The organism is Pandoraea capi (genome assembly GCF_902459735.1).
Lineage (GTDB): Bacteria > Pseudomonadota > Gammaproteobacteria > Burkholderiales > Burkholderiaceae > Pandoraea > Pandoraea capi.
Genome location: NZ_CABPRV010000012.1, coordinates 1 through 15757, shown reverse-complemented (window position 1 = coordinate 15757; position 15757 = coordinate 1). Strand labels below are relative to the sequence as shown.

9 protein-coding genes are annotated in these 15757 nt (G+C 56.5%); 4 read left to right on the top strand and 5 right to left on the bottom strand.

All coding sequences use genetic code 11. The annotated features are described in order from the left end of the window. The first annotated feature begins 98 nt into the window (after positions 1-98). Entirely contained in the window at positions 99-1454 is a 1356-nt protein-coding gene (locus tag PCA20602_RS21180) for an MFS transporter (protein WP_150722874.1), read from the top strand. A 77-nt stretch (positions 1455-1531) separates the two neighbouring features. Here PCA20602_RS21180 and PCA20602_RS21175 read toward each other — a convergent pair whose 3' ends face one another. Further along, positions 1532-2422 (bottom strand): LysR family transcriptional regulator, encoded by an 891-nt coding sequence (locus tag PCA20602_RS21175; protein WP_150722873.1) that lies wholly within the window; start codon positions 2420-2422, stop codon positions 1532-1534. Positions 2423-2605: 183 nt separating this feature from the next. On the opposite strand from PCA20602_RS21175, the gene PCA20602_RS21170 reads away from it, so the two are divergent. Next, positions 2606-3703, top strand: a complete 1098-nt coding sequence (locus PCA20602_RS21170; RefSeq protein WP_246182273.1) for an agmatine deiminase family protein — start codon at positions 2606-2608, stop codon at positions 3701-3703. A 21-nt stretch (positions 3704-3724) separates the two neighbouring features. On the opposite strand, the gene PCA20602_RS21165 is transcribed toward PCA20602_RS21170, so the two are convergent. From PCA20602_RS21165 to PCA20602_RS21155, 3 genes are all read right to left on the bottom strand, one after another. Further along, complete coding sequence (locus PCA20602_RS21165; protein ID WP_150722871.1) at positions 3725-4018, bottom strand: hypothetical protein; 294 nt, start codon at positions 4016-4018, stop codon at positions 3725-3727. Between the two features lie 361 nt (positions 4019-4379). Continuing rightward, on the bottom strand, positions 4380-5603 hold the full coding sequence (locus PCA20602_RS21160) for a hypothetical protein (protein ID WP_217432483.1): 1224 nt from the start codon (positions 5601-5603) through the stop codon (positions 4380-4382). Between the two features lie 42 nt (positions 5604-5645). After that, entirely contained in the window at positions 5646-6431 is a 786-nt protein-coding gene (locus tag PCA20602_RS21155; protein WP_150722870.1) for a hypothetical protein, read from the bottom strand. 383 nt (positions 6432-6814) lie between these two features. On the opposite strand from PCA20602_RS21155, the gene PCA20602_RS21150 reads away from it, so the two are divergent. Together PCA20602_RS21150 and PCA20602_RS21145 are read left to right on the top strand one after the other, a co-directional pair. Further along, positions 6815-14332, top strand: a complete 7518-nt coding sequence (locus tag PCA20602_RS21150; protein ID WP_150722869.1) for a CHC2 zinc finger domain-containing protein — start codon at positions 6815-6817, stop codon at positions 14330-14332. Between the two features lie 522 nt (positions 14333-14854). Next, positions 14855-15097, top strand: coding sequence for a hypothetical protein (locus PCA20602_RS21145; RefSeq protein ID WP_150722868.1), 243 nt, complete (start codon positions 14855-14857; stop codon positions 15095-15097). 38 nt (positions 15098-15135) lie between these two features. On the opposite strand, the gene PCA20602_RS21140 is transcribed toward PCA20602_RS21145, so the two are convergent. Then, positions 15136-15630, bottom strand: coding sequence for a hypothetical protein (locus PCA20602_RS21140; protein WP_150722867.1), 495 nt, complete (start codon positions 15628-15630; stop codon positions 15136-15138). Positions 15631-15757: the final 127 nt, after the last annotated feature.

Sequence of the window (15757 nt, the reverse complement as noted above, 5' to 3'; positions counted from 1 at the left end):
GCTATGCATTGTGCATTATATATAATCGACAATCGTTTGCGAAGGGCATTGTGCGCTTCGCGGCGCTCCCCCAGAGAAAACCCATATCAGGAGATGTCATGCAACCAACCACTGTGGGCCATCCGGCCGCCGGGGCGACCCGATACCGGTTCGCGGTATTCGCACTCATTGTCGTGATCGCCCTCGTGAACTACATCGACCGGGGCGCGATCTCGTACTCGGCCGCGCAGATCACGGCGGAATACGGCTTCGATCGTGCGGGATGGGGGGCCGTGCTCGGCTACTTCGGCTACGGCTATATGTTCGGCGCACTGTTCGGCGGTGCGCTGGCCGACCGGCTCGGCGCAAAGAAGGTATGGGTGATCGCCGGTATTGCGTGGTCGGCCTTTGCCATCGCGATGATCTGGGCGGGCGATATCGGCGTGGCGCTCTTCGGCGGTTCGGCGCTCACGGGCTTCGCCACGATTCGTGTGCTGTTCGGCTTCGCCGAGGGACCGGCCTACTCCATCATCAACAAGACGATGTCGGCGTGGGCGTCGCCGTCCGAGCGCGGTTTCGCCGTGTCGATCGGGCTGCTGAGCACGCCGCTGGGCGCGCTGCTCACGGCCCCGGTGGCGGTTGGTCTGCTGCTGCTCACCGATAGCTGGCGCACGATGTATGTGGTGCTCGGCGTAGCCGGCTTCGTGCTGATCGCGCTGTTTGCCCGCGTCTACACGAATCGTCCGGAAGACAATCCCCGCGTGAATGCGGCCGAGGTCGCGCTGATTCAGGCGGGACGCCCGGCGCAGCCGTCGTCGTCCGCCGCTGCGGCGAGCGAAATGCCGTGGTGGAGCTTCTTCAGGAGCAAGACGCTGGTGTTCAACTCGATCGGTTATTTCGCGTTCATCTACGTCAACTTCATGTTGCTGACCTGGACACCGAAGTATCTCGCGGACGAGTTCCATTTCACGCTGTCGTCGCTGTGGTACATCGGCATGATTCCGTGGACGGGGGCGTGCGTGACGGTGCTGCTCGGCGGGCGCATCTCCGACTGGCTGTACCGCAAGACCGGCAAGCTGGTGATCGCGCGCAGCTGGTTCGCCGCCGCGTCGCTGACGTGCACGACGCTGTGCTTCCTGCTGGTGTCGCAAGCGCAGAGCGTGTGGGCCGTGATCGCCCTGATGACGCTGGGCAATGCGCTCAATGCGCTGCCGAACTCGGTGTATTGGGCCGTCGTGATCGACACGGCGCCGTCGCGCGTGGGTACGTTCAGCGGCCTGATGCACTTCATCGCGAACATTGCGTCCGTGCTCGCACCGACCCTGGCGGGCATTCTGTCGGCGAAGTACGGCTATTCGTCGATGTTCATCGCCACGGCGGTCGCGACGGCCATCGGCGTCTTCGCGATGTTGCAGGTGAGGCCCGGCGTCGGACCGAAGCTCGGACGCCCTGACGGTAAGACAGTGGTGGTCTGACAGCTATCGTGGGGCGCAAGTCCCAGGCAATGCCGGTGGCAGGATCGAATGCCGCCGGCATTTCACCCATGAATACGCTAGACGCCTCGCGCTTCGAGCATCAACCAATCGAAGACTTCCTTGACCGCCGGCGAACGCGGTTCTCCGGCGGCGCGGGAGATCCACCACGTGCGGCCTTCGCTGCCCGGATAGCCGTCGAGCCGGCACAGACGCCCTTGCCGCAACGCCTCATCGGCCAGCAATCGTGAGATGCATGCGATGCCCCGGCCTCGCAGCGCGGCGTCGAGCAGCAGGCGCTCGTCGTCGTAGATCGTATGCTTGCGAAACGACGCCAGCCGCTCCCGAAACAGCGATGCCGTATCGTCGCGCGTGAAGCTTTCTTCGAGGCAAAGCAACGATGTCGCCTGCACATGCGCTGACAGCGGCACGCGCGTCAGGCGTTCCGCCAACGTCGCCTCGGCCACGATCACCCACTCGTCTTGCAGCCATGGCGTCTGCGTCAACCCGGTTTGCTGAAGCGGACGGTCGCTGATGGCGATATCGATGTCCATCTCGTCGATGAAACGCGCCGATTCGTCCGTCGACAGCATCGGGCATAGCGACGGAATATGCGCCAGCAGATCGTCGAGACGCGGGCTCAGCCAGCCGTGCAACACCTGCGCCGGCCCCACGATGACCACCAGTCCGGGGTCCAGATACGTGGCAATGCGCCCCAGCCCGCTGCGCAGCGTATCGACCGAGCGCTGCACGCTGCGCTGTAACACCTCCCCCGCCACCGTCAGTTCGACACCGCGCCCCACACGCCGGAACAGCGGCTGCCCGATCTCCTCCTCCAGTTGCTGCACCTGATGACTGATCGCCGACTGGCTGACGTGCAATTCGTCCGCCGCACGCGAGAAATTGCCGTGGCGCGCCGCGGCTTCGAAGCCCATGAGCAACTTCAGGGAAGGAATTCGCTGACGATGCATCGCACGCCCCGAGATATGAGAAAAGTTGATCGATAATAGCAAAACAACTCATTTTTATTTATCGATGATGTGCCTCAAACTGCGTGAACTGCCTGACCCGCCAACGCACACGCGGTCACTTCATGGCGTCATCGTGCACAACATCATCAAGAGAATCAGGTCATGCCGACACGGCGAGGGTTTATGAAGACGGGATTGACGGTATCCGGGGCGACGATGCTCGCGAGCGCTTTGGGGAGCGGGCTGACGGGTGCTGCGTTCGCCGCCGGGACATCGTCGTCCGAATGGACCATGCCGGACGAAGGCGAGCGTCATGCCGCAACATGGATGGCATTCGGTCCGAGCGAAGATGTGTGGGGGCGTCGCCTTCAGCGCGCGGCGCAGGAAGGGCTTGCGCGCATCGCACAAGCGATCGGCAGTTTCGAACCCGTCAACATGCTGGTTCGGGAAGATGACTACGACGTCGCGCACCGCATGTGCGGCAACAAGGTGAACCTGATCGTCCAGCCCATCGACGATCTCTGGATGCGCGACACCGGCCCCGTCTTCGTACGCACTCGTCGCGGCGAACTGGCCGGGATCGACTTCAACTTCAACGGTTGGGGCGGCAAACAGACTTGCGACGACGATGCCGAAGTCGCCGCGTTCGTTACCGCAAAAGCCGGCGTGCGCCGACTGACGACGCGTCTGGTGCTCGAAGGCGGCGGTATCGAGGTGGATGGCGACGGCACGGCCATCATCACGGAGAGTTGCGTGCTGAACCGCAATCGCAATCCGGGACTCAGCAAGACCGCTTGCGAAGGCGAGTTGATGCGCTTGCTCGGGCTGCGCAAGATCATCTGGTTGCCGGGGATCGCCGGGAAGGACATCACCGACGGGCACACCGACTTCTACGCGAGATTCGCGCGTCCGGGCGTGGTGATCGCCCATCTGGACAACGATACGTCATCTTACGATCATGCCGTCACGAAGCGCCATCTCGACATCCTGCGTCACGCGACCGATGCCGCTGGACGCCCACTGCAAGTGGTCGTTCTGCCCGGCCCCGACAGCGTGCGCAGCACGTACGAGTCGGACGAATTCGCCGCCGGGTATGTCAACTTTTATGTATGCAATGGAGCCGTCATCGCCCCGCAATTCGGCGATCGCGAGGCGGATAACTGCACGCGGGACACCTTGCGCGATCTGTTTCCCAAACGAGAAATCGTCCAACTCAATATCGACGGTATTGCGGGCGGTGGCGGCGGAATTCACTGCACCACGCAGCAGCAGCCGACTTGAGGGGCGAAACCGGGCGATAGGCTACTCGCCCATCAGGCGAAGGCACTCGCTCTGACTAGTCGAACCGGTCAATCCGTTCACCAGCAACGGCAATTTTCGCGACATGCTCAGCATCACTATCTTTCCGGTGCTGGCTGGTGCCGCGCGAACCGAATCGCCGACGGCGATACGCCCCACACCTTTGTCCTGCCCTGGCTGTCGCACCAGCTCGAATGCCGCATAACGCCCGGAAGCAAAGCGTGCAACGAACCGCCCGCGCGACTCGTCAAGGGCTTCGATCACGCCGTCTTCTACTTCCATCGTCTTGTGCTCCATGTCAGTCACATTAGTTCGGACAACAAAAAAGGGCCAGCAGACAATCGTCTGCTGGCCCTATTCCTGGTAGGCCGTGCTGGGTTCGAACCAGCGACCAAGGGATTATGAGTTTGCAGCTAACTGTGGATGCCTAGGAAAATCAAGGGAAGGCGACCGTAAGCAGAAACATCGAAAAGTATTTACGTGACAATAGGTTAGCGTAATTTTCTAGAGTTCGGTGAACGTCATGGGTGTACCGGAACTGTACCCCGTCGCGGTCGCTAATAGCGGTGCTTTCGCCAACGCGTTCCATGCCGCAATCGCTCGCGTATCAATCAAACCCGCCGGCATCGTAGGTTACTTAGCGCGACTTTCTGCCAGGTCACCCATTGCGCTCTTGCAGAATCATCTCGGAACGAAACACGTCGCCGATTTTCATCGTCGCCACCATTCCATCTGATTCAATAATGCTTCTTCCCATTAGCTTGGCCCACGGCGCGCGTTCCCCGTCTACCAAATCCTCAACGGTAGGTTGCTCTTCAAGCGCGGCCAAGGCGTCGCGATTTACGCCCTGCCTGATGATCACCTGCTTTACATGCTGCTCACCTACCCAGACGCCCCGAGGTAGTTCAATGAGCGTTTCCCGTCCGCGAAATTGTCCATTAAATACGTTTGGATGATCTACCTTGTCGCGGAGCTCATCTCGCGAACTTTGATCACGCATCGCCGCCTCTTCCTGTCGAACGCGTTCCGCTCTGGACGACTTTGCGCGCGTTGCATCCGGCCGACGACCAAATGGTGACGCAACCGCTCCTGCTGTGATATCAAAGCCAGCCAGACGCAGCGCTTTTGACATGACCCCACGATTCGCAGCGTCTTCGGCGAGGATAAGTTGGCTTGCTGCAATTTCGAATGGGTCTTCTGGCTCAGGATCTACGATCCGGAGGACACCTGTCCTCCCACCTTCAACGTCAATGTCCAGCCCACAGACAAGTCGCTGACCGGTATGTCCTTTCGGAAACTGGATTGACCGCTTCTGAGCAACGCCCCCACTGAGCACAAGACCTTTGGCCCCGAGCTGCTTGAGACTGTACTCAGGACCTGACTGCGTACCTTTACATTCAATGACATGCCATCGACCGGCGACATCTCGCGCAACGAAATCAGGCGTCTTATTCGGACCTCGTTTTGCAGTCCGCTTTTGTGTCGCACCAACCGATGCTGCAATTCTTTGCATGAAATACCTGCCGTCAACCACCGCTGTCAACGAAAGCTTATCGAACAACCAGAGCATCGGAACCCCCATACCGAAGTCGTCACTCAAAATAGTCTTCTGATGTGCGTCGAGCTCCGAGAAACTCCGGGTCAAACTTATGTGCGGCTCATTCGATATCGCAGCAAGATATCGTACCCACGCCCAAAACTCGCTAAGCGAAACACCCGTTGAAGAAGTCGGCGTCGTCAGATACCCGATGACCATCAACATCGCAGGAATGTTTAGGTCGTAAGAACTGCTTCCGCCCGTGAAACTTTTCGGAAATAGCGGTCGAATTCCCGGACCTGGCCATGTCGATCGATCAATCTCTACGGAGAGTTTTCTGTTCATAAAGAATCGCTTAAAAATTATTTTCCCAACCCGTATTTTTCATCACACAACATCAATATATGAAAAATTAGATGTAGCTGCAAAATCTCCTGCATCGATCATTTCGTCAAGCTCATCGGAGAAATCTCGGAAAGAGCTCGCCACCAAGCGTTTAACGGAGTGCTGCCGCCACTCTTTGAAAACGCCTACGGGACGTAAAGTTAATGCACCAGTTTTCTTGACAATCAGTATCTGGGCGACGGGAGCTCCGCTTAGCCCCCGAAGCGAACCGATATTCTTCTGTGAACTCCCGGGCTCTATAAATACACTCTTGGGATCGTAGGGAAAAATAAGATCCCCAGCTTTCCTATCATATTCAAAACTATGAACCATGACGTTAAGCATATTGAACGTCGCTCGAGAATCACGTATATCAAGACGATTCCTTGACTCTGGCAATCCAAGAATCATAAATGACGAAGTGGCGATGGCGTCATCCCTCTTTCCCGCGATTAGGGGATAGTATTTCCTCCCTAAAAAATCATTTGAGAATGGAATGAACGCAATGTCCTGATCTTTGTTTAACAAAGCCTCAACGGAGTCCAACGAGAGATGTTGACCACCAACTCGCACCCCCAAGCCAAATCCCCTGTTGTACTCTAAAACCACATGCGCTGCGGTGGCTATTGAAAGACTTCCATAGTAATTTAATACAAATCCACCACCCATAGTCAATATTTTGCAATCATTAAACTCCTTCTTTGCGCGAAATGAAACAATGCTTCCCTCCCATTTTCTCGCAATATCATTCCCAACATTATTGAACTGAGCAATCGGAAAAATTTCCAAAATTTAGTTTATCGAAATAATTTTTACATAATTTTAAATATTATTTTCCAAACAAAATCCACACCGAGTAATCCGGCAGTTTAAAATATCAATGTACCCAAAAACTTCCCGGGTCGCAGCAGTCCGGTTCGGGCAGTTACTCCGCTTGATCCCCCCCACTTCAACCGACTTGATAAGTCGTTCCGCAACAACATCGACGTGGCAATCCCGGCATGCACCGATGGAGGGGCCCACCACGACAAGCCTACGGTCATCAGCTGCAACAAGCAACTCCCGCCCACCATGCAACTTTTGTTGGTCGCTGAATACCGGAGACAATGATTCATTGTTCTACGTGCCCTGATAAAATATTTGTCATGAATCCAAAATAATCTGGAGGGGCTGTGGATCGTTACAACATTGGTGACCTATTGACAAAAGTGCCGTTGGAGGACGTGGCACTGCGCCTCGGCATGCAAATTGAAAGACGCGGGGCGCAAACTCGGTCGCTGTGCCCGTTCCACCAGGACACTCGACCATCGCTCAACCTCTTTACGGCCGATGGCAATTCGTCGGCGCACTACCATTGCTTTGCCTGCGGGGCACATGGCAATGCCATTGAGCTTGTGAAGCAGGTTCAGGGGGTGGAGTTCCTTCCAGCCGTGCAGTGGATAGCCCAGCAGTTTGGCATCCAGAGTCCGCGCAACCAGCCCTCGCCTCAAGCCCAACGCGAGGCCACAAGCGAAATTGCACTGAACTTTGCGTTGCGAATTTTCAACGAGCGCCATGACAATAAGCGGTTCGAGACTTGGTGCGAAGCGCGTGCGTTCGATGCCGACTTTCTCCATGGCCAGGGACTGCGCTGCATCACTCGTGGAGTATTGGTCGATGGGTTGCGAGCCAAGAACCTCGGAGAACAAGCCGAGCTGATCGATGGCTTGGAGGGGTTGGGGCTGATCAAACGTCTGAGGTCCACGTCCAAAGCAGACCAATTAAAGCTGGATTTGTCAGACCAATTCCAAGACTGCTTCCATGACGGCCGCGTGGTAATCCCCATTCGCAACACAAATGTCAAACGTCCCGAAGTAGTCGGCTTTGCTGGTCGAGCACTACTAAACGTGCCGCCCGAAGGCGTTCCGAAGTATCTGCTCACATCCGGATTTGAAAAGTCCAAACATCTATTCAACGCGTCCGTAGCCTTCGCGGCCCTAACCGACAATTTAAAGAATGAAAGACCTGCAACACTCTATCTAGTGGAGGGTTTTCTAGACGCGTTGCGGCTACAGGCCCTCGGTCATAACTCCGTTGCGCTGATGGGTATCAGCCTCGGCAAAGGGCAGTTCGAGCTATTGCGGAAGTTTTCAGAGGATCAGCCATCCACCTCAGCCCCCTTGACATTCTGCATTTTTTTAGACAACGACCCAGCCGGCTTTGGAGGCACGGAGCGACTAGTCCGTGAGCTTATGGGCCTGACTGGGGTGAACTTGCGCTGGGTTGGTATGCCCTGGCGCACTCAGCCAGCGCTCGGCAAGGATCCGGACTCCAGTCTGCGCGATTTCAAGTCCCACGAGGACGTTGCAACATGGTTACAACGCTACGACTTGCCCGCAGAAGCCGCATTGCTAGTGGCAGCTTTGGGCAGCCAAGATACATCCGAACTGCAGGATCAGCGCTGGGGTCAACTTGCAGCATCGGTGCGTGAGCGCGCCGTGTTCAGGACTGCGTTAGCCGTCAAAAAAATACACGGGCGCCGATCATCGGATGAAATGGTGAAGCGCCTAGAGCACATCCCCCCTTGGGCTTGGGCAAATGAATTGCAACAGGTGTTATCGAGTAAGGAAGGGGGCAAACCGTACCTCGGGCGCAGTTTATTTCTCGACGGTGAGTACGAACGCGCAGCCCTCGCTAGAACTCTGGCCTACCATGGTGCGAGGCGCGGCGAACTACCCTGTGACGAAGAGGTGTGGCTAACGTTAGGTGGTAACGCTCGCCTCTTTGATCAGATCGCCCTGAATCGCCTTCGCGCGACAATTGGGGGGCCAGACACTCACTGGCGACAGGCCGCCCCCTACGATGCGGTTAACTTGCCCCGCAAGCTGGCCTTCGGCACGGTGCTTAACGACCCGCGTCGCAAAGTCATGCCGCATCCAGCCGATTTGCACCTACAACAACTGCTTCTTAACGAGTTGCTTACTCAGCGACATGATCGACTGAGTGCAAGTGGTCAGACTTTCTCGGCCAGCATTCCAGCGGTACGTTGGTACGCCTCGCGACAGGAGGTGATGGTGACCGGCCCTTTCGCTTCTCTCAACGAGCCGGATCTAGAGTTAGGCGAGCCAGCAACCCTGAGCTTCGGCTATCAGATTGACATGGATGTTCTTGAAGGCGACAAGGCACCATCTGATCAGGGAATGTTCCGCCCCTTTGGCCAATGCTGGCGCGAATTCATGGCCAACCTTGCGGAACAGTGCCACGCGATCGGGCCACGCGTGCACGTGCTGCGACTGGACGCCGAGCGCTACTACGATGCGATTCAGCGCTACGTGGTGCGAGATGCTTTGCTGCAGCCATTACGCAGAGCGCTGGCCATCGGCGGCGTGCCTCAGGACTTCGCTAACGTACTCGGGCTTAACGACGTGGCGGACCCCGCCGAGCGAGACGTCGCCTTAGAGCGACTTTTCAGCGATCTGCTTTTCGGCTACGAGTTTCGAGATCCACAGCGAGACGGCTCAACTAAACGAGGTGACGAAGCCATTGGCATTCCGCAGGGTCCCGTTTTATCGGCCTATATCGGCACTATTGCCTTGTTTCCTGTGGACGATGCGGCACGCCAGTTCATGCGCCGGACCGCTCAGCCGGGCACCGATGGCTTGCTACGCCCGCGCGCAGGTTACGCGCGCTACGTGGACGACATAGTGCTTTTTGCAGATAGCGAAGCGTTGCTCACCGAGCTGCGCGAGACTCTCCAGAGCACGGCCGCAAAACTGTCGATCACGCTGATCCAAAAGGGTGATCGAGTGCGCACCGGCTCTCCGACACAGGTGATGCGTCAGCTCAATGAGGGGCGTGGTTTGGCTGCATCGGTACCTGCGTGGGAGCCACCACTGATGGGAGATGGCGAGGCCGGCTGGGGCTTGGGTGAGGACATGCCTACAGTTGACCGTCAGTGCGCATTGAAGATGTTGCGTCACCCCGCATTGATGGCTAGCCCTGAACGAATCGAGGCGCAAGTCAAGGCTGCTATGTTGGCGCCCGACTTGAGGCCCAATGACTTAGGCCTGTGCGCCCGCTGGCTGTGGTGGCAGGTAACGGCCGAACAAGATGACGCTCAGCTTGGCCGTGATGGAGTTGCTGTTTGGCGTCGCTTCTGGGAGTTGTGGGACAACGTCTGTGAAGGTCATGACTGGGCCGACGCGTTCAAACTGCGAGGCTACCATTGGCTTTATGCAGTGGAGGGCTTGGACAAGCTATTAGATCCGAACCCATGGCAGGAGAACGACCAGACCTTGACCGAACTGCCAAAAAACAGAGTGAAGCGTCAGCGTCTGGCCGTAGTGGTCTGTCAAGTGGGCTTTTTTGACGCGGTCAGGCCGGCAGAGAATTTTTCGCACGTTCGGCGACGCGCTCGCCTGGTAGCGCGCAAGGCCCGGCGCCTGGCGGGAACACCTGCAGCACGGCACTTCGTTGAGGCGCAACACGGAACCAGCGTGACAGCCATAGAGTGGCTCTGTCTGGCGGCCGAGCGCATTAGCGCGGTGACGGAGGATGACGGTGTTCGAGACCCGTTGGCATCAATCAAGGACCGCAACATTGAGGCGCCTTCGATCGATCTTGGTGACAGACTCGCATTGGACGTGTGTCAGCACTTAGGGAGCGAAAAAGGGCATGGCCGGACTGGACACATTGGCGACGATGCATTGGCTCTAGCAATCGACTTCGTACTCAGTTGCGTGCCGCGAAGCTCTGGACTTGATGCGCTGTCTAGATTTCCAAATTTGTTGGTCGGACTCGCCGACGATAAGCGTCCGCAATTGATTCCACACCTACCAGTCGCAAAGGAAACCGTTACATCCCTCTACGCAGTAGATGCACCTATACCTGGCAGCGGAAGACACATATATCGGTATTCAGTGCCGCCATCGCCGGTCACAGCGCAGTCTTTTGTTAAGGTCGTGTTAAATGCTCACACGACAATCGAATCTGCTTTCGAATCACTAGGCTTCGAACCAGTTAAATGTGCAACAGATAAGTTGGCTGTCGACAGAAGCAGCGGTGCGCTCGATTTGAATGCCCCTGAGGAAAACGACACACCGACCACACTCAGGGCTGCCCGCTTGTTTGAAGCGCTATTGGTCATTCACCGCACGCTGGCTCCTGAAAATGACCAATGTGTATACGTCCCCTTTAGGCCGCAGTTGTTCACCTCTAGCGACGGTGAACAAAATGTCTTACGCCTACTAGCGGAGCCGGTGGATTGCAAGGTGCTGGGTGTGAATGCGTGGTTCCATGACCATGACGACCGTGTCCGCACGGTGAACGTGCCAAAAACGAACGCCAATCTGTGGCGAGTCGGTTGGGCCGTGGCGGATGTGCTAGGCGTTGCTGGCGATATGGCGGGTGAGACAGGCCACCGAGACGAACAATGGGCGGACGAGGAAGTTGGCCCCGACGAACTACCGGACGCACAAGCAGCAAGTCAGCGTGCCCTCATCGAAAATTACGTGCTTCGTCAGCAGTTGCGCAAGTTGCAGGGCGCATACATATCAGAGGCGCAGATCGACGCCACATCGGCCTCGACTGACAAGACAGCGCTACCAAGCACGGTAACGCGAGCCCTGACACTGCTCCGTAGTTTCCCAGCCGATCAGCCGCTGGATCAGCAGGTGCGTCATTTGATTATCGTAGAGGCCGAAACCCGCGCCATGGCGCTTCGCCTGCAGATGCGCGGCGGCGGCGATTTACGCAAGGTGCTGCATCAGGTTTTTCCTGAGGTGCTTACCAGGCTGCCATTATGGGCACTGCAAGGGCTTCAACTGGAGCAAGCATCGACTCATGTCGGGGCGTTGCGGCCGGAGCTTGCGTTGATGCTGGCTCTGTACAAGGCGCTGGATCAGGCGCTGTCGCCGCGTGCCAATATCAAGGCCCCGGCGCCCCCGCTGCGCGTTGCACTTGCACTAGCCGCCACAGGTATCGGTCTGCGCGGCAGCGTGGCCGCGCTGTGGGGACTGACAGCGCAGCAGGGCTCGAACCGCATGCCCGAACGCCTCAATATCCCCGTCACCTGGGATATACCCGATATGGCGCGTCTAGATCCGCAGCACGACTACAGTGCCATGCGCAAATGGCTTCAAGACGCTGATTGGCCCTCCCTTTGCCGTGCGAGTCCCTGGCACTGGATGCTAGCCCTGATCGGATTGCTCGACGCAAATTTCCCTCAGGCTTTCGACGTGTTGGAATTGAAGCAAGTGTATTCACAGTTGAGTGCTTGGCAAAGCGAACCCGGCGGCCCGGACGAAGCTGACGAACCTTGGCCCTTTGACGCCCTGCCTAGATTCACCTCACAGCGTTGTGATGCACTGATCACCACCCTGCCGTGCGCATTACGCAAGCTGGATGAGTTGCTGGGTCTGCGTGTCGTGCGCCAGCAAGCTCAACAGTTTCGACGCAACCCACACAGTGACGAATTCACCGATGCAAGCAATGCGAGCTGGCAAATCTCTAAGCCGCAGTTCACGAGCTTGGGCACTGATGGCGTAGAGAAGCAACAGAACGGAAGACGGTTGCTATCGGTATGGTCAGAAACACGCAGCATTGCCGGCGACGACCTTGTGGCAGTGCATACACTGGACTTCAAGCTGGGACAGTGGAAACTGTCTGCTTCAGTGGGTGATGACCTTGAGCGGATCAACGCCGTGCCCGCGGAACCGGCAGTGTCTGACGCTAAACCAGTCTCGGATGTTCCGGCCTCGGAGAATACAAGGGCTATGTCGTGGGATCCGAACGACGCCGTCAATCAATCTGTGGGCGCGGAAGATAGTATCGAGTCTGCCAGACGGATCGAAGCGGAAGTAATCGCTGCCGAATTTAGCGCTCAGCAGGTCATGTCGCGCAAGATGCGCAGTACGCGCTCTGAGTCGAGCGATCCTGAAAACGAGCGTGCCAGCAGTCATTTTCGCGTAGCTCTATTCCAATGGCGAGTGGACGACAGCTATAAGCACCCGATAGCCGAAGTTGGGCTTGGGGGCCTGCCATTGGGCAAAAGTGCCCGCGAGGAGCTTCGCAGCTTACTCAATGACGGGGACCTGTTGGATGTGGACCGCGCAGCAAAGCGTGGCTCAGAATCCCGTTGGGCCAAACACATAAGTGTCGTCTCATGGCCTGAACACCGGCGCAGGGTATTAATTGGAGAAGCATTGAAGGCCTGTCATGAACTGGGGGTGCATCTACTAGTGCTTCCAGAGGTCTCGATTCGGTCCGACACTATTGATTGGCTAAAAGATGAACTCCGCAGTCGCTATAAAGGGCTGGCCGTATTGGCTGGAACTTTTCGCGAGTTCAGTTCACATGATGAGCTCCAACATCTGCAGGAAAAGCTCACCTTATTGTGGAAACCCGACGACAACCTAAGCCAACAATTTGGCCTCGATCCCGAGAGCGCTACGATTCAGTTTCAACGCGCAAAAAAGTATAGAGCGGTCGCCGCGCATGAACTGTTCCGCCCGTCGCGCTCCGCGCTAGCACCTCTTTACACCGAAGACAATGTCTTAAGCGAGCTTAGTGCTATCAAAAGGGAAGAATGGTCTGGTTCCCAAATCAACGCGCTGATCAACGCACTAGTGCACGAGTCGCCAAACCTGCGATATTGCATGGAGTTGATTTGTTCCGAGCTCTTCCTGCTTACCAGTCCAGCCAACCGCAGACCTTTGGTGCAGGAGTTCGCCAGAATGATGAAGCTATTCTTTGGGAGTTCAGCTGGCGCCGAAGACTCTGTTTCGAAAGATATCCGTGCTATTGGCGAGTGGCTTTCAGTCGTGCAAGCTCACCGCGAACGTCGGTCGGTACTCTTGGTTCCAGCGTGCACGAGCCGGAGCAATGACTATTGGCACGCAGGTCAGGCCAGTGTATTGGCGTCGGGAACGGCCACAGTCTTTTGCAATGCGGTTCACACTGGGATTCGAGGTGGCAGTTGCTTCATCGGCATTGACTCTGTTGCGCGCCACTCCGAACAGCCTGGCGTCGTCCACTTACTGACGCCATATCACGGCTGGCAAAGGGGCATCCTGCAGGCGAATGGGCAAGGCGCATTGTCCGAACGCGACCAAGCCTTGGTAGTAGTTGATCTGGACCCCATCCACGTCGTCAGCGGCAAACCTCGGCCACAGTTATTACCCGAGCCAATGTCCCTAGTGGCCTACCTACCTGTTGTTGAAGTCATGGACAGAGCCCAAAACGCGAAGGGCATGTCTAAGGCAATGCGGCAACCAAATCAAAGTACTGGCCAAATGATATCTGCATGGAAAGATGAGACGAAGTGCGCCAGGAGTGAAGCGCTGTTTCATGCGGAGATCTTCCCTGACAACGGTAGTGGGCCGCGCAGCCCCGACCACTTCTTCAAAGCCTTATCGGACCTGCGCCAAGACTATGCCCAAGGAGTGCAGACACCCGATAGCCGTAAAAAACTCGACGTATTTTCCGCCTACTTTAGCGACCCCGGGGCCGTTCGTGAGCGATTTTCAGCTTGGCAGAATGACCGCCATCAACAACCGGGCTTTAAAGCTAGCGGCCCAAACTCGGAACCGGCGTGGCTCGACTTCCTTGTTGCCGACCTAACGTGCAAGGGCACAATACCGACTATCGAGGTGCCGCCTTGGCTATCCCCCCCTTCTGGGGGTAGTGGTACAAACATCGGCGATGCCAAGTGAACTAAGTGCAGATCACGGCGCGGTCGAGAAACGAGTTAATTGAGCAACGTGTCGCTCAACTTTGCCCAATATTTGCTGATAGCGCCATCAAAGAACCTGCTTCAAATCGCTCAGAGGATATGAACGCGACCTCGAGTGGAAACCGTTCGTCGGCGCATATGTCCGATTCCGTTCTTAGCCTTTGAGCGTTGAGGAAACTCCTACCCTACTCGGCTACTCACGTTACCCTCGGTTCTCGCATGCGAGAACCGAGCCCCCGAAACTAAAGCTAGTGGAACATAAAGAGCGTATGCTCATCGCGTCAACTCTCCCAGCTAACCGATTGATAATTAAACAAAATTAAGAGCATACAAACTCTTAAATTTCGCGTCATTTGTATGCTCGCAAGAATACGATCGTCAGTTACGGACAATCACACAACTGGTAACGGATTGTTGACTCGGCGTGAGCGCGCTGCTGATTTTTTGTTAACTTTTTGTTGACGTGAAATAGACACCCCTTAAAGCGAACATCGGCGAGGACATGATGTGGAATGAGAACAAGGAAGACGATGAAGTGACCCTGGCGATCATCCGCGACCTCGAGAGCGATTGCGATGACGACAGCGAAGCTAGGTTTCATTTAAGCCAGGGACGCTGCATTTATTATGACTACCCTGGCACGGACGAACTGGTGCGCGAGTACCCCGATGGCCGAATTGAGCCGGTTGATGTTGACGATGCAGGCCTCATATTCGTCAAGTCGATTGGACCATCTCGCCCCTGACTGTTACAGGCCAAATCGCCGCCCAGCATTGACCACGATTACTTTCCACCGCGCTTTATTAACGCCGCAGAAACAGCTTGCCGCGAAACCCCAAGCACCCTTGCGAGATCGGACTGCTTCGTAATCCCTTGCGTAATCAGATTATCGATTAGCCGCGTCGGTGACTTCATCGCCTGTAGCATCACATAGGCCTCTTGGCGGATGTGGGCGTGTGCCTCTAAGTCCCACCGAGGCAATTTGTCGGCGTCCCTTGCCCAGATTTCCGCTTGAACATGCTCAAACTCAACGACGAACCGTCGATCTCGCTGATAGGCTCGTCGCGAATCATCGGATCGTTTGGGATTGTGATTCTCGCAATAGAGCCTGCTCGGCTTCGGGGTTCCATCTGCTTGCTTCGGCAACCGAACCGCAGCCTGAAGATCACCATGTTTTAACCACTCAGTGATTAGCGTTCGCCTCTCAACCTGGTCGCGAAAAGCCTCAACAGTCCAATCGCCGCGCATATCACGAACGTCGCAATAGGCTACGAGCATCCTCCCTGCCTCGTAAGGCCCGAGGTCACCTGCCAACGCCTGCTCGTATCTGACCTTACCCCTCGGAAGTATCCCACTGTAAAGTTAGTGGCAAGGCCGCAGGAGAAACCTTGTCATGAAGAAATCG